The following is an 18,275-nucleotide window of genomic DNA, read 5'->3' on the forward strand; positions in this document are numbered from 1 at the left end:
CTGCGCCTCGCCAGATTTTTGACAACAGACTGATCCGATGAAGACCTATATCTATTACCCCGGCATGGAGGTACGCGACGAACTCTGGCTCAAATTTGCCCTGCTCTATCTGGAGCGGCTCGCCTTCGTCTTCACCGTCAGCGAAAAGAGCGGCCTCACCGCCCTGCTCGATACCCTTCAACAGCAGACCGATCTGCTGGCCGAGCGACCCGATGCCGCCTTCTTTGCCGCCATTACCCCGCAACTGGAGAACCAGATAAGCGGCCTGGTGGCCCCCGATTTCGTCCGCCACAAGGTGTTTGGCAACAAGGAGCTGATTGGTCGTTGGCGTCAGGAGGCCAACCACGACTGCTTCTGCCCGGATCAGGCGGGACTGGAGCGACTACACGGCTTTTGCCTGACTCACGGCTTTGCGACCCGGGATGAGGGTGGGATCAGAATGGCGCGGCGCTTTGCCAATCTGCTCTCCATGCGTCTCGCCCGTGAGTGGGCACTCGCCAATGACGGGGCGCTCATTACCGATCACGACTATCTCGACCGACTGCTCCATCTGCTCGAATCCCGCTACCACAATCGCGGTGGTCAGGATTGCTTCCACCTCGAGATCCCGTTGCAAGTGCCCACTCACCTGGCCGACATTCCGTTGGCAGAGCTGATTGCCCTGCGCGGGCGCAGCGGCTTTCGCCAACAGCTGGCCGAATTTCATCTGGCCCTCGACAACCTGCTCACCATGCTGGGTAGCGGTTATGCCGACCCGGCGGCCGTGACCCGCTTTGAGCAGGCTCAGCAAGGGCTCAATCAACTGCTCGGGCCCGAGACCCTCAGCATGCCACTCACCACCCTGGTCAGCACCAGCCTGCCCGCCGTAGCCATGCTCCACCAGTTAAAGGCGAGCCATCCCGAAAGCCGCCTCATCTTCCATCCCATCAAGAAGAGCCACTTTCACCAACGCAAGAGCCAGCACTTCTTCACCCGGCTCGGTCATCTGCGCCAACAGGGCTGAATTGGCGGAATGAAAAAGGGGTTGGCATCTGCCAACCCCTCTCGTTTTCTGCTGCCTACCAATCATCACCCCGGTGATTGGCCCGCTCTTGCGCCTGCCTGCGCGCCTCCATCGCCCTGTCACGGCGGATATTGGCAGGGGTACAGGCAAACTGTTTCTGATAGCAACGCGCAAAACTCTCGGAAGCAGGTTCGAAAGGTGAATAGAACCCGGTACGTTCAGGAGAAACATGGTGATCACCATGATTGGTTGTGGCACAACCCGAACTCATCAGCACCAGCAAGGGACACAGAACACGCAGCAAAAGAGAACTCCCGATTGGATTTGAATGAATTCGTAATTATTCACAAATTAATTCATCCAATCAAATATTGATGCATTTCAAATAGTTAATTACATTCACCTCAATGGCTGTCGGCAAAACGATCAACGGGTGATGGTGCTGGCATCACTGTCAGGATGCACCACGCGAAACTCGATACGATCGCTGTTGCCCGCTTCATCCACCACCACCAGCTGATAACGACCCGCCACACTCAGCACCTGATCCCCGTCCCAGCGCAGTCGCTGGCCGTTGAGAAACCAGGCTGGCTTGCCAACACCGCCAAGCACCTTGGGCTGCAACCGGTAGCGCTGGCTGCGGATAAGGTTGCCCTCCCCCAGCGCCATGATGCGAATTGGAGCTTGCTGCTCGGCGCTCTGCCCTTCCCCAGCACAACCACTTGCCAGCAGCGCCTGTCGTCGCTCGCCGGGCGTTCGCCACGGCTCCAGTGACAATGGCCAGAGCGCCCGAAAACCGGATTGCGCCGCATCGGGGCAACGGGTCAGAGTCGGCTTGCCTTCGGTAGTGAGTGCAACTTGGCGCAGCGGCGAGGGCCAGTCCATGGGATCCGGCAAGGTGGGAGGATCGCGCCCTGCCAGCAACCAGGCGCTCTGGCGCTGCAAACAAACCTCAGACAGGGTCGCGCTGGCCTTGCGCCCCAGCGGCCAGCACACTTCGGCCTCGCTCACCGTGTTGGGCTGTGCCGGCAGAGGGCTGTTGTCAGCCAGTCGCGAGTAAACCGAAAGCAGCAGCGGCACCGCCGCGCTCTGGCCGTAAAAACCGGGCATGGGGGTACCGTCGGGGCGCCCCAGCCAGACGCCGATGGTCCAGCGACCGGAGACTCCCATCGCCCAGCTGTCGCGATAGCCGTAGCTGGTGCCGGTCTTCCAGGCCAGTCGGTTGACCCGGCCGGTCGCCTCACTGGCAAAGGGCTGATCCGCGCGCCCCTGGGCACTCAACATCTGCCAGATGATCCAGGCCGCTCCCGGGCTCAGCAAGGGGCGTGACACCGCCTGCTGCCCCGCCAGCCAGACCGGCATCGCCACCTGCCCCTGCCGGGTCAGTGCGCTGTAGAGGGCCACCAGCTGCTCGAGCCTAATGCCCGCAGCCCCCAGCGCGATGGCCGGATTGGGTTTGTCGGAGAGCGCCAGTCTCACCCCGGCGTTGTCGAGGCGGCTGACCAGTTTGTCCGGCCCGAGCGCCTCCAGCACCTGCACCGCCGGCACGTTGAGGGATTGCTGCAGCGCCTGAGCGAGGGTCACCGGCCCCTGAAAGGCGCCGGAAAAGTTGGCGGGGCGATAATCAGATCCCAGCCTTGGCGCATCGGAGAGCAGGGAGGCCGAGTGCACCAGCCCCTCATCCATCGCCAGACCGTAGATGAAGGGCTTCAGCGTAGAGCCGGGAGAGCGAATCGCCTGCACCATGTCCAGATAACCGTGGCGGCGCAAATTGCCATACTCGGCGCTGCCCACATAGGCGCGCACCGCCATGGTTTTGTTATCTACCAAGAGCAACGCCGCTGAGGTCTGCTCGGGGAAGCGGCGAATGTAGCTCGCCACCCGCCCCTCCAACCAGCGCTGCAGATCGCCATCAATGGTGGTGTGCACCAGCGCCCCGGCCTGATGGTCGGCGGCGAGACGGGCAAAGAGCGGCGCCTCCATCGGCGTGAAGTGACCGCGGGCCAGCACCGGCTCGATACGCCCCTCCAGCCACACCTGTTCGGGCCAGACGCCTTGCGCTACCAGCCGCTGCATCACCTTGTCACGGGCGGCGCGGGCCCGCTCGGGATGCCGGTCCGGCCGATTGCGGCTGGGAGCCTGCGGCAGCACCGCCAACAGCGCCGCCTCGGCATAGGTCAGCTTGGCCGCACTCTTGCCAAGGTAGGCAAAACTTGCCGCCTGCACACCCTCCAGGTTGCCGCCAAACGGCGCCCGATTGAGGTAGACGGTGAGCAAGGTGCGCTTGTCGTAGTGCCACTCCAGTTGCAGCGCACGGGCCATCTGACGCAGTTTGCCGGGCACGCTCCTGTGGTAGGGCTCGATAAGGCGCGCCACTTGCATGGTGAGGGTCGAGCCGCCCGACACAGCCCGCCCATAGCGCAGCCACTGCCAGACCCCGCGCACCATGGCCACCGGATTAACCCCGGGATGACGCCAGAAGTAGCGATCCTCGTAACCCAGCAACGCCTCGATATAGCGGGGGGAGACCTGCTCCAGGGTCACGGGGTAGCGCCACACGCCGCTGGTATCGGCAAAGGCGCGCAGCGGCCGCCCCTTCATGTCGAGCACCACCCGTGCATAGGCAGGGTCGAGTGGCGGCGGCGGGAAGAGTCGATCCAGCGCCAGCAATGACAGCAGCAGTGCGACAACCCCCAGCACCGAGACACGCAGCCAGCGTGGTAGACGGCCAAGCCAGCGCCAGCCAGCGCGGCCACTGCGACCCAATTTCAGCCAGCCACGCTGCCAGAAAGTGAGCGGGCGAACCCGCTCAAGGGAGGGTTTGTTACTCAGAAATACGCACCTCGTGGATATCCTCACCGACAGCCCGCAGCTCGGGCCGGTACATATCCTCCACCTGGGTCGGCGGCACCTGATAGCGACCCGGCGTCACCGCCCGCATCAGGTAGACCAGCTGCTGGTTGCTCCCCTCGCTCAGATCCAGCGCTGCCGTGTAGCGGTCATCGCGAAACTCCTGATGCTTGAGATAGTCGTTCCATTCGCTCTGCCACGCTGGTTTCCCCTCGATGGAGAGCTCTTCCAGCTTGATGCTGTTGCCAAGGGCCGGGTTCTCCAGCTCGAAGCCAGCGGGCACCATCTCCACCAGCAGGGCATCGGGCACCGCCGATTCGCTGCTGACATTGAGCCGTACCACCACCAGATCGCCCACCATCACTGTGGCGGGATCGAACGGTTGACCATCGCTGTTGAACCAGCTGCGGGTCACGCTCATCCCTTTGCTAATCCGTGCTGGCGCCTGTTCGGGGTAGCCGACCAGAGTGCGCTGTACATAGAGGGCTCCCTTGCCTTCGTTGGTAACCACACTGGCCGCCAGTGCCTCGGGGGCACCCAGTTGCAACGGGGCCGAACCGCTCAAGGCTTCGATGCCAGAGGATGAGGCGACCTTGGCCTGCCAGTCGACGGCCGGATCGAAGCGGGCGAGTCGCAACAGAGCGAGCCGCTCCTGAGTACTGAGCCACTGACGATGGGCCAGGGTATCGGCTACCTTGGCGCTGAGATCAGGCCAGCGCTCCGCAGCCAGCTTGTGCTGGCGCAGCAAGGAGAACTCAAGGGCCTGATCGCGCAGCGTCGAGCCGTAATCCCCGAGATAGTCGTCACCACGCTCGGTCGCCAGTGCCCGGCTGAGGGCCTTGGCGGCGTTCTGCTCATCCCCCATGGCCGAGAGCGCCAGCGAGAGGTGCAAAAGCGGCAAACCTGAGCGGGCGTGATCGGCCTGCTGCTCCCAGATAAGACGCAGGGTAGCGAGCGGTGCCTTGCCCACCCGGGCCAGCACATAGGCGCTGTAGGCCTGATAGGCCAACCGGCTGTGCTCGGGGGCACTGCTCCAGCGCTCACCATACTGACTGTCGGTGAGATAGCTTTGCAGCCGGTTCAGCGCCTGATTGAGCATGGCCTCCGGCACTGCGTCGCCCGCCTCCTTGCGCGCCAGCAGGTAGTCGGCGGCATAGGCGGTGAGCCACTGCTCCTCGTCGGAGCGACCATCCCAGAGACCAAAACCGCCGCTGGGCAGTTGCAACCGCTGTAGCCGCTGCAGCAGGACGCGTTGCACATCCGCCTCGCTCGCCGCTTTCTTGTCCTCTGCTGGTTTGCTCCAGGCGGCCCGCTCATCCGCCGTTGTCAACAAGTAAGGCCAGGCCCGCGACAGGGTCTGTTCCAGACAGGCGTAGGGGTAGTCGGCCAGAGCCTGCCACTGGGCTGCCGGATCCCAGGGGGGAGTACCGGAGAGGCTGAGCAGCCCCTGCAGGTTGGCACGATCCAGCCCGACCAGCTCAGCTGGCGCAAAGCTCATCTGTTGGCCGGGAGCCAACATCTGATAGCGCTGGCGAGTCTCGGCAGGCCAGGGGGAACGCAGCGGCAAAGTCCAGTCGCGGCTGATGGCAAAATCCTTGCCGCTGGCCGCCAACTGCAGGCTCGCCACACCGCTCGCCCCGGTCACGGTGAGCGGCAGGGTCAACCACTGCTCTTCGCCATTTTTAAGGGAAAGGTTGCCGGGCAGCTCGCCGTTTGCTTTGAGCCCACCGTTGAGGGTCCAGACAAGGGAGAGGGTCTGATCCTCGCCGCTCATGTTGCGCAGCTGCACCAGCGCACGGGTCTCATCCCCTCTCGCGCCAAAGCGCGGCCAGCCGATCTCGGCCACCAAGGGCGCCACCACCTTGACGGCGCGCTCGGCCTCACCGACCTGTTGTTCGTTCCAGGCCAGCGCCATCAGTGCCAGCTCGCCGTTGAAGTTGGGTAGATCGAGCGGGATCACCACCTTGCCGCTCTCATCAAAACTCACCTCGCCACTCCACAGTGCGGCTACTTCGACCCGGCTCTCCAGCGCGCCGCCCTTTTTCAGCGGTGCCCGGTCACCCCCATAATTGAGGCGGGCCAGCTTGCCATCCTGCGGCGGGATCACTTGCCCGTAGTTGTCGAACAAATCTTGGGCGAAGCGCTTGCGACCAAAGAAGATCTCGAACGGGTCGAGAGGCTGGTAGTCGCTGATATTGAGCACGCCCCGATCCACCGCCGCCAGCACCACCCGTCCCTGACTGTTGGGGGTGGAGGTGGCGGTCACTTCCAGCCGGGTAAGCGGCACCGCTTTATCCGGTGCGCTCAGGGTGAGCGGCATACGGCGCGCTTCCCGATCCAGGGTGAGCGGCACCAGCCCAACCGAGCGCAGACTCTGCCCTTGCTGGCTACTGACCGGCTTGGAGGCGCTGTCTGGCGCGGCGAGCTGGGCCGAGATATGCAAGTCATGGCGCTGCCACTCGGGGCTGACCGGGATCTCGAACTCGCCGCGGGCATCCTTGGCATCGTCAGCGGCCCCCTTGAGCTCGATACGCTGCCACCAGCGCAGACCGTCGCCATCTTCCACCAGCAGCAACCCCTTGCCGGGGCGCGGCGCCACCAGCGTCACTTTGGCCTTGTCACCCGCCTGATAGGCGCGCTTGTCGAGGGTGATGGCAATCTTGTCGGGCCTTGCCTGCTCGCCACCGCCGCCCCAGGCGTAACTGCCGATCTCCACCCGCAGGCTCGATTGATGGCCCTGACTGTTCTCCACCTCCAACCGATACCAGCCCGCCGCCAGTTGCAGCGTGAGCGGAGTCGGCCCCTTGCCGTCCAGCTGCAGGGTCTGCTCCTGCTCCAGATAGGGCTGGCTGTTGAACTCGTACTTCCACCCCTCGCCATCGGCGTAGTGCCAGTAGTAGTCGCGGTACTCGTTGATAAGGCGCACTTTCACCGCCCCCGCCACCGGTTGGCCTTGCTCATCGAGATTGAGGATCTGGAAGGGCAGAGGCTTGCCCCCCTCTACCCGATCCGCCACGAAGTCGGCCTTGAGCGCCGGCCACTGGCTGCCCGCAGGCCAGCCATACTGGGTGCGGCTGCGATTGACGGCGCGGCCACCGGGCTCGGAGAGCGACACCCGATAGGCCACCTCCAGCGGCCCGAGGGCGCGCACCCCATCGAGCTCATCAGTAAGCGAAAAAGTCCCCTGCCCCTGCTCATTGAGGGTGAGACTGCGCGCCTCGAGATCCTTGGCCTGCTCGGCGAGCAGCACGTCACCCAGCGTGAACTCCTGCCACTGAGTAAAGGGCATGGTGGCGCGGCTGATCTTCACCTCTGCCTTGGCCTTAGTGGCACTCGCTGGCGCACCGTAGAGATAGTCCCCTTGCAGCGACAGGGCGAGAGCGGCGTCCAGATCCGTCACTTCACCATCCGGCCCCTTGCCAAGCTGCAGTTTCAAGCGCTCTGGCAGAAACTCCTCCACCAAAAAGGGCCACTCGAAACAACTACCAGCGGCGGTCTTGAGGTTAATGGTCCAGCGCCCGAGCGGCGCATCGTCCGGCAGACGCAGGCCGTAATGGGCCGCGCCAAGATTGTCCGGTAGCAGCCGCTTTTGTTCGAGCAGCTGACCATCCGGCTGTTTCACCTCCAGCTCCACCGCCATCCCCGGCAGCAGCTGGCCATCTTGGCCCTTGAGCAGGATCTCGCTGTCGAGCCGCTCGCCGGGGCGATAAAGGTCGCGCCCGCTAAAGAGATACAACTGCTGGGCCTGCCAGGGCTGGGTGCCGAGATCGAAGGTGGAGAGATCGAGCGCAGCCCCATCGAGACGCAGCACCGCCAGATGGTTGCCCTGCTCGGCCAGCAGCAGGCGAGCCCCCTGCACCTGATCGAAGCGACGATGACCCTGTGGATCCGTGGTTTGCACCTGCAACCGGTTGCCCTTCTCATCGAGCAGGGAGAGCTGCACATCCTTGAGCGGGTCGGCGCTGGCCAAGGAGCTCACGAACACCTCCAGCTGATCGCGGTAACGGCGGGCACTGAGCCCCATGTCGCTCACCGCGAAATAAGTGGTCTCCTTGCGCCAGTCATAGTTGCCAAGGGGCGACATCACAGCAAAGTAGACGCCAGCCTCGGCCAACTGCGGCTCTTTCACATTGATGAGACGGGTCTCGCGCCGGTTGGCATCGAGCTCCAGCGCATAGCGGCCACTGAACACCCGCTTGGCCCGCTGGGTAATCTGCTCAAGCTCCCAGTTACCCATGCCGGCACCGGGGCGATATTCCGCCAGAAAACGGGGCAGATATTCCGCATCGACCCGGAAGAAGTCGATATTGACCTCATCCACATTGACCGCGCTGATGGGCAGGCGCAGCTCTTGGCGCAGCGGCAATACCATGCCACTGGCGGTAAAGGAGGCTCCCGCCTCCAGCGGCCGGGTTTTGAGGGTCCAGCTCTGGGGGGATGGGCCCAGCCCCGCCTTGAGGCTCACCTCATAGCTTTTATCAGGCTGGACGTTCGGGAAATAGAGGGTGCGGCCATCTTCGGCGAGGATCCACTCCCCCTGCACCTGCTTGCCCCCCTCACTGACCCCGAGCCAGCTCTGCCAGTTTGCCTTCGGCGCCAGGGGGCCGGAGAAGACCAGCGCCAGCGCTGGCGCATCGCGATATTGGCGGGCATTGGCCTGCACTACAGAAGTTGGCGCCCCGGCCTCCTGCTGGGCTGTAGATTCTGGGGTCAGTACTTGGCTGGCGGGCTTGTCAGGGCCACAACCAGCCAGCAGCAAACCTGTCAGCCCGGATAGCAGCAGGGCCGAGCAGCGGCGGCGCAGAGCGCCGGTTCCGGCGGTAGAGCGGTGAGAAGCAGAGGGAGAGTCGAAGAGGCGCATAGGTTCCATCCCGAGTTGGAGCGCTGCAAACGCAGCGTGGCTGGAAACAGGATAAGGCATCCTGCTCACCCGACACAAAGCTCATTACCCGAATGGGCACAATTCCGCGCCCCTGCAGCACGAGAACCCCCTTGCCCACTGATCCAGTGCGGCAAGGGTTGTCATCTAGTCGTGGCTGGTCTCGTTTTTTGCTCCGCCTTTGAACCAGCGAAACAGGATGGCCATGACGGCCGCCAGAAACAGCACCAGCGAGGTAATCAGCAGGGCCCGGGTCAACAGTTCGCTGTGGTGGAGGAAGAAGGGGGTATTCATCGCCAGCTTGCCCACCAAACTGAGGCAGAGCGCCCACATAAAGGCACTGGCAAAGCTGGCCACGCACATGCGCAGCACGCTCAGGCGGCCAATCCCCATCAGCATGGGGGTCAGCACCCGCACGAACGGGATAAAACGGGAGGAGAACATCGCCAGAAAACCGTACTTTTTCAGCAGCCGGGTCGCCTTGGGCAGGCTGTCGGGAGGCAACATCCGTTCGATATGATCCATAAAGCGGGTGCGCTGCAGGGCCCGTCCCTGCCAGTAGGCGAGCACGGAACCTATGCCAGCAGCCAACGGCAGATAGACAAGAGTCACTTCGGGGCCAAACACCCCCATGCCCACCAACCCACCGGCCAGCAGTACCAGGCTGTCCCCCGGCAGGGGCAGGAAGACGAATGCGGACTCCAGCAGCAGTACCAGCATCAGGCAACTGATCAGCAGGGGTACCGCCTGCATCTGAACCAGGGCGTCAAAATCCTGATGCCAAATGGCCATCAGCATATCCAGCATGTCACTCTCCCTACTACACGGTTCATCATGAACGAGGCAGGGGTTATAGCACCCATCCCCTGAACAAAACGTTAATTTTGTCCGGCACAGGAAATAAAGTGTGTCGAAATATTGCTGCAATTAGGGAATGCAAGGAGGGCGAAAAGCAGAAACAAAAAGCCCCTCATCTTGCACGCACAAGGGAGAGGGGCAAACAGGCACAGAAATAAAACGGTTACTCGGCAGTGGCCATCTGCCAGGTTTTGAAGCCGCCGGAGAGATTCTTCACTTTAAAGCCGTGCTGGCTCAGCAGGCGGCAGGCGACATGGCCGCGCAGCCCGACCTGACAGCTGATCAGCAGCTCTTTCTCTTTGGGCAACCCATGGAGGCGACCACGCAACTCGTCGAGGGGAATATGCAGCGCCCCCGGAATGCGGCCCAGCTTGTCGAGCTCAGGGCCATTGCGCACATCCACCACCAGCTGATGGGGGTTACGAGCCTGCACCTCGGCCACGTGGCAGAGCAGGGTGTCCCCCTTCAGGTGGTTGCTTGCCACGAAGCCGGCCATGTTGATCACATCCTTGGCCGACCCGAACGGCGGCGCATAGGTGAGTTCCAGATCCTGCAGGTCAAACACGGTGAGACCGGCGCGCTGGGCCACTGCCAGCACGTCGATGCGCTTGTCGATGCCATCCTTGCCGATGGCCTGGGCACCGTAAATCTTGCCATCCGGGGCAAACAGCAGCTTGAGGCTGACCGGATGGGCGCCCGGGTAGTAACCGGCGTGGCTGCCCGGATGGACATAAACCTTCTCGAACGGCAATCCCAGTTGCACCAGTCGCTTCTCGTTGAGGCCGGTGCTGGCCACCGCCAGATCGAACAGCTTGCAGATGGCGGTGCCTTGGGTCTTCTTGTAGGTTTCGCTTCGGCCCAGCATATTGTCGGCGGCGATGCGCCCCTGCCGGTTGGCGGGGCCCGCCAGCGGGATCAACACAGATTCGCCGGTGACGAAGTCAATCTCTTCCACCGCATCCCCCACCGCGTAGATGAAGGGATCCGAGGTACGCATCCCGGCATCCACCTTGATGCCGCCCCGTGGGCCCAGCTCCAGCCCCGCCTTGGCGGCGAGCAGGGTTTCCGGCTTGACGCCGATGGCGAGGATCAAAAGACCGGTATCAAGATGGGAGCCGTCATTGAGGGTCAGGCGCAGGCCACCGCTTTTGGCGGTCGGCACGGCGGAGGTCTTCTCGGCAGGCAGATCCAGACTCTCGATGGCGGTGAGGCCGGTGCGCAGGCGCAGGTCGATCCCCTCTTCCCGGATGCGGGCATGGAGCATGTTGGCCATCTCCTTGTCCACCGGTGCCATCACCTGATCGGCCAGCTCCAGCAGGGTGACATCCAGCTTGCGCTGGTGCAGTGCCTCCATCATCTCCAACCCGATAAAGCCGCCGCCCACCACAGTGACGTGGCGCGGCTGATCGTGGTGCAGGGCCGCCAGAATGCGATCCATGTCCGGGATGTTGCGCAGGGTATAGACATGGGGGCTGTCGATACCGGGGAAGGGAGGACGGATCGGCGCCGCCCCCGGGCTCAGCAGCAGCACATCGTAATGCTCGCGCTGCTCTTCACCGGTTTGCAGGTTGCGCACCAGCAAGGTCTTGCCCGCCTTGTCGATCTCAATCACATCGTGGAAGACCCGCACATCGACGTTGAAACGGCGCTTGAAACTCTGGGGAGTCTGCAGCAGCAAGGCATCCCGGTCGGGGATATCGCCCCCGATGTGATAGGGCAGACCGCAGTTGGCGAAGCTGACAAACTCGCCCCGCTCGAACATCACGATCTCTGCCTCTTCACTCAAACGACGAGCACGAGCCGCCGCCGATGCGCCCCCCGCGACACCACCGATAATCAGGATCCGTTTCATCTGCAAGACTCCTCATACATGATAATGGGCAATAAATTAGACTTTTCTAATTTAGAATTCAATGAAATTTTGTTTCGCACCATTTTGCAGTATTCTTGCAACCCCGACGGTTGCTTAACAGGATGTTGTTTGTTCATGTCGTCTACCGCACTCAGTCATCTTCCTCCTGCCCTCCAGACGCCGCTCTTTTTCCGTCTGGATCTGCGCAGTCAACGGCTGGTCGCCCTGACCGACGTGATGCAAACCCCGCTCTACTGGCTCGACGAACCGCGCGCCCCCTGGCCTGCCCAGCTGCCCGATGCCCTGCGCCTGCCCATCGAACAACTGTTGGCCAACGGCCATGGCGGCAAGATCACCGTGCGCTTTGCCAGCCAGTTGTGGCATATCGCCCTCGCCCACGAGCAGGATGGCTTCTGGCTCATCTGTCTGCAGAACCTTCGTCAGGAGCCCATCGCCGATCTGGCATTACAACTGCCGCGCCTCAGCCAGATGGCGAGCCAGCAGCAGTATGCGCCCCTGCTCGAGGCCCTTAAAGAGAGTTTGGGGGCCGATCGGCTCATCCTCTGGCACTATCAGGCCAACGGCGATCTCGGCAGCGAGCAACTCACCCCGGTGTTCACCCTGGGGGTCGAAGCGCTCTACCCCATTCGTGGTGACAGCCGCTATATCCGCGCCCTGCGTACCCGCAAATCGTTGAGTTTCTCGGAGGCCGCCCACCAGCCGATGCTGAGCAATCACCTCTATCTGACCAGTGCCGGTGTGCGCTCACGCCTCGATGGTGCCCTGCTGGAGCAGGACAAGCTGTTCGGGGTGCTGAGTCTGGAGTATCTCGATCCCACCCCGCTTAGCGAGGAGATGTTGCAACTAGTGCGCAGCAGCGCCCAGCTGCTCGGCCACTGGCAACCGCAACCAGAAGAGCACCGCGCCGAGCTGGCCCTCCCGCCCGAGCTGCACCAGCAGACCGGCATCGACTACTGCAAGACGTTGGTAAGCTGGGCCATGAGCGCCAGCGGTGCCCGGGTGGGCTGGATCGGCGAGTTCCAGCCCCGCGGTCAGGATCTCTGGATCATCCCCCGCTGCGTCATCAACGAGGAGATCTGCTCCACCCTCAAGCCCATCCAGCTCGACCCCGGCCCCGCTCAGGAGCTGTTCCTGCATGGTCAGGCCATCTATGTGGAAGATCTGCCAGTGCGCTATCCCAAGGCGACCCGGCTGCTGGCCCTCAATGCCAGCGCCTACATCGGCATTCCGCTCCATGGCCAGAGCGGCGCCCCCATTGGCCAGATCACCCTGCTGCTCGATACCCCCCTTGAGGAGCCCGAACAGCTGCTGGATCTATTGAGCAGCCAGCACGAGCGGGCCGCCATCGAACTCAAGCGCCTCGCCACCGACGATGCCCTGCGGCTGGCCGAGGTAGCCTTTAATACCCACGATGGGCTGATTGTGATGGATCACAACGGCATCATCCTCAAGGTCAACCACTCCTTCAGCCGGATCACCGGATTTGGCGAGGTAGAGGTGATCGGTCACTCCATTCGCAAGCTGCGCCCCACCTACTACGGGGATCATCTCAAAGAAGATGTCAGCCGCACCGTCAACGAGCAGGAGTTCTGGCTCGGGGAAGAGCGCTGCCTGCACAAGGATGGTCATCTCTTTCCGGTGCGCTTGATGGTGAACGGCGTCAAGGATGAGCAGGGGGAGCTCAGCCACTTCATCTGCAGCTTCTACGACATCACCCAGGAAAAAGAGGCGGCCAGACATATCGAGCAGCTCGCCTACTACGACGATCTCTGCGGTCTGCACAACCGCCGCAGCCTCAACCATATTTTGCAGCAGACCCTGAGCGCCACCAACGGCCAGTGGGGCGCCCTGCTGCTGGTGGATCTCGACAACTTCAAGTCGATCAACGACTCCCTCGGTCACGCCTGCGGCGATCTGTTGCTGCAGGCCGTGGTGCAGCGTTTCAGGGAGCTGCCCCAGGACAATCTGGTGCAGGCGCGCATCTCGGGGGATGAGTTTGCCCTGCTCTTTACCCAGCTGGGACAAGGGGAAGTCACCGCCAAAATTCTGGCAGAGCACTTCGCCCGCGAGCTGATGGGGCTGTTTCGCACCCCGTTCGACATCGGCGATCACAAACTGCACTGCAGCGCCTCGGTGGGGATCAGCCTCTTCTCCGGCAACGAGACGGATCATCTGGTCCTGATGCAACAGGCCGACACCGCGACCCACATGGCCAAGCGCGCCGGTCAGGGCCACTACGTCTTCTTTTCCGAGGCGATGGCCCAGCATGAGAAGAACCGGCTGACCCTCACCAATGAGCTGCGCGATGCCCTGCGTCACCACGAGCTGCAACTCCACTACCAACCGCAATATCGGGTCGACAATGGCTCGCTGTCGGGTATCGAGGCGCTGCTGCGCTGGCAGCGCAGCGACGGCACCATGGTGCCACCCGGGGAGTTTATCCCCATCGCCGAAGAGACCAGCCTGATCCTCGAGATCGGCTACTGGGTGATGAAGACCGCCTGCGCCCAATACAGCTTCTGGCTCAACCGTGGCCTGCAGATCCCCCATCTATCGGTCAACGTCAGTGCCCGCCAGTTCCACACCCAGGGCTTCGTACAACAGGTGGAGTACATCTTGCGCGACACCGGTGTGCCCCCTTCCCGCCTGCTGCTGGAGGTGACCGAATCGGTAGTCTTGGAGAATCGGCAGGAGAGTATTGCCAGAATGCGCCAGCTCAAGGAGCTCGGCATCCTCATCTCCATCGATGACTTCGGCACCGGCTACTCGTCGCTGGCCTATCTGCGGGATCTGCCCGCCGATGAGGTGAAGCTGGACAGAAGCTTCATTCAGACCCTTGTACACAGCGAACAGGACAGAGCCATCGTCAAGGCGATACTCGATCTGGCCCAGGTCTTCCGTTTTACCGTCACCGCCGAAGGGGTGGAAGAGGAGGCGCAGCTGGCCATCCTCAAAGCGCTGGGATGCCAGCATTATCAAGGGTTTCTCACCAGTCGGCCGCTCACCGTCAAGGGGCTGGAGCAGCTGCTTGGCAGCCGGGCACCGGACTAAAGGTGTAGGATCAATAGGGGTTTATGTAATAAAATAACGGCCTGCTCGAATCGTTGGAGTTGTTTATGTCTGTCATTAATCGGATCCCTGCCGTTGAAATCAGCCAGCCAGCCGGAGCTCACGGCACCGTTGGCCGGATCCATTCCGTCGAAACCTGCGGCACTGTCGATGGCCCGGGAATACGCTTTATCGTATTCATGCAGGGCTGCCTGATGCGCTGCAAGTACTGCCACAACCGCGATACCTGGGATACCGAAGGTGGCCGCGAAGTGACCGTACCGGAGTTGATGAGTGACATCACCAGCTATCGCCACTTCATGAATGCTTCCGGCGGTGGCGTGACAGCGTCCGGCGGTGAAGCCATGCTGCAACCGGCTTTCATTACCGAACTCTTTACTGCCTGCAAAGAGAAAGGGATCCACACCTGTCTCGACACCAACGGCTTCGTCCGTCATCTCGACGAACAGGTGGACAAGCTGCTCGACCAGACCGATCTGGTGCTGCTCGACATCAAACAGATCAATGACGAGAAACACATTCCGCTGACCCACGTCAGCAACAGATACACCCTGGAGTTTGCCCGCTATCTGGCAGCCAAAGGCAAGACCATGTGGATCCGCTACGTGGTGGTACCGACCTGGAGCGACGACGACGAGAGCGCCGAAGGGCTGGGCCAGTTTATCGCCGAGCTGGGCGATAGCGTGGAGAAGGTGGAGCTGCTCCCCTACCATGAGCTCGGCAAACACAAGTGGGACGTACTGGGCGACCCGTACGAGCTGAGCGGGATCAAGCCCCCCAGCAAGGAGACCATGGAACGGGTCAAGGGCATCCTCGGCAAGTACCACAACAACGTCAAATATTGATGGTAAAAGCAGGCTGACTCGTCAGCCTGCTCTGCTATGGGGCGGTCGGGAAGGCCGCCCGGACTCTACTGCATGAATGGATGACAAGATGAGTGAAGGACAACTCGCCGCCCTCCTGATCTGGCTGGTACTGCTGGCCTTCAGCCTGCGCCGCTCCCTGTGGCAAACCCTCTATGACAACCCCCTCTATCAGCACCTGTTGCTGGGCAGTGCCATCGCGCTGGTGCCGCTCTGGTATCTAAGGGCCGGTCTGCACGAGGGGCTGGAGGTCCATTTTCTCGGGCTCACCTCCCTCACCCTGCTGCTGGGCTGGCGGCTGGCACTGCTCGCCCCCTGCCTGACCCTGCTGGTGCTCGGTTACTTCGGTGTCACCAATCTGGCCGATTTTGGCTGGCAAGCGCTGGTGGGCATCGCCCTGCCGGTAGCCACCAGCTGGCTGCTGTTTCTGGCCAGCTGGGCCTGGCTTCCGCGCCATCTCTTTGTCTATATCTTCGTGGCCGCCTTTCTCGGTGGCGCCATCACCATCTCGGTCAAGGTGGCCGCCAGCGCATTGCTGATGGGGTTAAGTGACAGCTACCCCTGGCACACTATCACGGCGGATTACCTCTCCATCTGGCCACTGCTGCTGTTCCCCGAAGCTCTGCTCAACGGCATGGCGATGACGGTGCTGGCCATCTACCGCCCTCACTGGGTCAATACCTTCTTCGACCGTGCCTATCTGGGCAAGTAACGCTCTCTTTCCTGATCTGCGCCCATAAAAAAGGAGAGGCCATCGCCTCTCCTTTTGGTATTCAACATGGTGCCAAATCCCGGCTTAGTGCAGCTTCAGGGTCGGGCGCAGAACCCGGTTGATGCGGCCCACCAGCATGATGAGACCGGTCTTGACGTAGCCGTGCAGGGCGATCTGGTGCATCCGGTAGAGGGAGATGTAGACCAGACGGGCAATGTAACCCTCGACCATCATGGAACCGCGCATCAGGTTGCCCATCAGGCTGCCCACGGTGGAGAAGCGGCTGAGGGAGACCAGCGAACCGTGGTCGTGGTAGAGGTAGGGCTTCATCTCGCCGCCGTTCATCTTGGCCAGAATGTTCTTGAACGCCTGGCTGGCCATCTGGTGGGCAGACTGGGCGCGCGGCGGCACGAACTTGCCATCCGGCTGCGGGCAGGCTGCGCAGTCACCGATAACGAAGATGTTCTCGTCACGGGTAGTCTGCAGGGTCTCTTTCACCACCAGCTGGTTGATGCGGTTGGTCTCAAGACCAGCGATATCCTTCATGAAATCCGGAGCCTTGATACCGGCCGCCCACACCATCAGGTCAGCTTCAATCAGCTCGCCATCCTTGGTGTGCAGACCGTCGCTGGTCGCTTCGGTGATCATGGTGGCGGTACGCACGTCCACACCCAGCTTGACCAGCTCCTGATGGGCGGCGCCGCTGATGCGCTCCGGCAGAGCCGGTAGAATGCGTGGGCCCGCTTCCACCAGGGTCACCTTCAGGCTGTCGGTGGTGAGGTTCTTGAAGCCGTAGGCGTAGAGCTGCTCGACCGCGTTGTAGAGCTCGGCAGAGAGCTCGACGCCGGTGGCGCCGCCGCCAACGATGGCAATCTTCACCTTGTCGCCCGGCTGGTATTCGGTGGCGAACTGCAGGAAGCGGTTCATCATGCTGTTGTGGAAACGGTGCGCCTGGGAGGGGCTATCGAGGAAAATACAGTTATCCTTGATGCCCTTGGTGTTGAAGTCGTTGGAGACAGAACCGATGGCCATCACCAGATAGTCGTAGGGCAGCTCGCGCTCGTTGACCACGATGTCGCCATTGTCGTCGTGGATCGGGGCCAGCACGATGCGTTTATCGTCACGCTTGATGTCGGTCAGGGTGCCGAGCTGGAAGTCGAAACCGTGGTTCTTGGCGTGAGATTGGTAGCTCAGGGCATCGATGCCCGCATCCATGGAGCCGGTGGCTACTTCGTGCAGCAGGGGTTTCCACAGGTGGGTGCGGTTGCGATCGACCAGAGTGATCTTGGCCTTGTTCTTCTTGCCAAGCTTGCGACCCAGACTGGTGGCCAGCTCCAGGCCACCGGCGCCGCCGCCTACAACGACAATATTCATCATGATGATTTTCCTCGGTTCCTCAAAACGAAAGGGAGCCATTGGCTCCCTAAAACGAAATCGGTCGACGTGATGGATCAGGCTTCTTTGAAGGCCTTCATCCGCTGCAGATGATGCGAGATATTTTTGAACTTATGAGTCTCGCGCTCATCCCACACGATGTCGTAATAGTTCTTCAATTCACGTTCAGTGTCCCGATTATCGCGCACTTCATCCTGAACGGAAAGGATACACAGGCAGTTTCCTGAATTTTTCTTACGAAATTCAGTTACACACTTGGTACCGATATCGTCATATTCTTCCGGCCGGTCGATCTTGCCCTGCATGTTCTCTTCCGGATGGAGGTTGGGGTTGAAGATCACCTGGCGAATACCGCACAGAAAGCCGATCCGCTCGCTCCAGTAGCCACCAAGACCCACGCCGCAGATCAGCGGTTTGGGATCGGTACTCATATCGAGCTGTTTTTTCACTTCCTTGAGCAGATGGCTCATATCATGACGGGGGTGAACCGTGCTGTAGTGCACGAAACGCACATCATCATCAATAAACTGCAACTGCAGCACTTTCTCGTGATTGCCTGGGCTGGTGGCATCAAAGCCATGCAGATAGATGATCATGGATAAGACCTCAGGATCTGTGTCGGTTTTATCGAAACTACCCCAGCGGCGGCCCCGTGCGCCACCAAAACATCCAACTTTCTTGCTTTGGATCACGCCCCCGCCCCCGATTGCGCCCTGTGGCCCGCGAGCGCCGTCACATGCAGAGGGGGGCATTGCGAGCAACATTATGGTGCC

The 18,275-nt window shown here is 61.7% G+C and carries 10 protein-coding genes; 4 read left to right on the forward strand and 6 right to left on the reverse strand.

Annotation, left to right across the window (positions count from 1 at the left end; all coding sequences use genetic code 11):
- Positions 1 to 37: 37 nt before the first annotated feature.
- The gene (locus tag OKC43_RS02230; protein ID WP_270803786.1) at positions 38 to 1,003 is read left to right on the forward strand and encodes a hypothetical protein; all 966 of its coding nucleotides are present in this window, start codon (positions 38 to 40) and stop codon (positions 1,001 to 1,003) included.
- 426 nt (positions 1,004 to 1,429) lie between these two features.
- Here the strand turns inward: OKC43_RS02230 and pbpC are convergent, their stop codons facing one another.
- From pbpC to OKC43_RS02250, 4 genes are all read right to left on the reverse strand, one after another.
- Entirely contained in the window at positions 1,430 to 3,775 is a 2,346-nt protein-coding gene (pbpC, locus tag OKC43_RS02235) for a penicillin-binding protein 1C (RefSeq protein WP_270803988.1), read from the reverse strand.
- A 52-nt stretch (positions 3,776 to 3,827) separates the two neighbouring features.
- Positions 3,828 to 8,714 (reverse strand): alpha-2-macroglobulin family protein, encoded by a 4,887-nt coding sequence (locus tag OKC43_RS02240; protein WP_270803787.1) that lies wholly within the window; start codon positions 8,712 to 8,714, stop codon positions 3,828 to 3,830.
- A gap of 165 nt (positions 8,715 to 8,879) precedes the next feature.
- The gene (locus OKC43_RS02245; protein WP_005353037.1) at positions 8,880 to 9,539 is read right to left on the reverse strand and encodes a DedA family protein; all 660 of its coding nucleotides are present in this window, start codon (positions 9,537 to 9,539) and stop codon (positions 8,880 to 8,882) included.
- Between the two features lie 214 nt (positions 9,540 to 9,753).
- Positions 9,754 to 11,442: an FAD-dependent oxidoreductase gene (locus OKC43_RS02250; protein WP_270803788.1), complete on the reverse strand. Its 1,689-nt coding sequence runs from the start codon at positions 11,440 to 11,442 to the stop codon at positions 9,754 to 9,756.
- Between the two features lie 135 nt (positions 11,443 to 11,577).
- On the opposite strand from OKC43_RS02250, the gene OKC43_RS02255 reads away from it, so the two are divergent.
- The 3 genes from OKC43_RS02255 (at position 11,578) to OKC43_RS02265 (ending at position 16,107) form a co-directional block, all read left to right on the forward strand.
- A complete protein-coding gene (locus OKC43_RS02255; RefSeq protein ID WP_270803789.1) occupies positions 11,578 to 14,514 on the forward strand; it encodes a sensor domain-containing phosphodiesterase in 2,937 nt (978 codons plus the stop codon).
- A gap of 65 nt (positions 14,515 to 14,579) precedes the next feature.
- Positions 14,580 to 15,377 carry a pyruvate formate lyase 1-activating protein gene (pflA, locus tag OKC43_RS02260; protein ID WP_080768686.1) on the forward strand — a complete coding sequence of 266 codons (798 nt, stop codon included), beginning with the start codon at positions 14,580 to 14,582 and terminating at the stop codon, positions 15,375 to 15,377.
- A gap of 88 nt (positions 15,378 to 15,465) precedes the next feature.
- The gene (locus OKC43_RS02265) at positions 15,466 to 16,107 is read left to right on the forward strand and encodes an energy-coupling factor ABC transporter permease (protein WP_270803790.1); all 642 of its coding nucleotides are present in this window, start codon (positions 15,466 to 15,468) and stop codon (positions 16,105 to 16,107) included.
- A gap of 84 nt (positions 16,108 to 16,191) precedes the next feature.
- Here OKC43_RS02265 and OKC43_RS02270 read toward each other — a convergent pair whose 3' ends face one another.
- Positions 16,192 to 17,484, reverse strand: a complete 1,293-nt coding sequence (locus OKC43_RS02270; protein WP_005353047.1) for an NAD(P)/FAD-dependent oxidoreductase — start codon at positions 17,482 to 17,484, stop codon at positions 16,192 to 16,194.
- Between the two features lie 74 nt (positions 17,485 to 17,558).
- Positions 17,559 to 18,098, reverse strand: coding sequence for an alpha/beta hydrolase YcfP (ycfP, locus tag OKC43_RS02275; RefSeq protein WP_005334000.1), 540 nt, complete (start codon positions 18,096 to 18,098; stop codon positions 17,559 to 17,561).
- Positions 18,099 to 18,275 lie beyond the last annotated feature (177 nt).

This window comes from Aeromonas sp. Y289-2 (assembly GCF_027705925.1).
Classification (GTDB): Bacteria; Pseudomonadota; Gammaproteobacteria; order Enterobacterales; family Aeromonadaceae; genus Aeromonas; species Aeromonas veronii.

Excerpts from the sequence above, each read along its gene's own strand:
- OKC43_RS02230 (WP_270803786.1), top strand. The coding sequence starts at position 38 with ATGAAGACCTATATCTATTACCCCGGCATGGAGGTACGCGACGAACTC.
- OKC43_RS02240 (WP_270803787.1), bottom strand. The coding sequence starts at position 8,714 with ATGCGCCTCTTCGACTCTCCCTCTGCTTCTCACCGCTCTACCGCCGGA.
- OKC43_RS02245 (WP_005353037.1), bottom strand. The coding sequence starts at position 9,539 with ATGCTGGATATGCTGATGGCCATTTGGCATCAGGATTTTGACGCCCTG.
- OKC43_RS02250 (WP_270803788.1), bottom strand. The coding sequence starts at position 11,442 with ATGAAACGGATCCTGATTATCGGTGGTGTCGCGGGGGGCGCATCGGCG.
- OKC43_RS02255 (WP_270803789.1), top strand. The coding sequence starts at position 11,578 with ATGTCGTCTACCGCACTCAGTCATCTTCCTCCTGCCCTCCAGACGCCG.
- pflA (WP_080768686.1), top strand. The coding sequence starts at position 14,580 with ATGTCTGTCATTAATCGGATCCCTGCCGTTGAAATCAGCCAGCCAGCC.
- OKC43_RS02265 (WP_270803790.1), top strand. The coding sequence starts at position 15,466 with ATGAGTGAAGGACAACTCGCCGCCCTCCTGATCTGGCTGGTACTGCTG.
- OKC43_RS02270 (WP_005353047.1), bottom strand. The coding sequence starts at position 17,484 with ATGATGAATATTGTCGTTGTAGGCGGCGGCGCCGGTGGCCTGGAGCTG.
- ycfP (WP_005334000.1), bottom strand. The coding sequence starts at position 18,098 with ATGATCATCTATCTGCATGGCTTTGATGCCACCAGCCCAGGCAATCAC.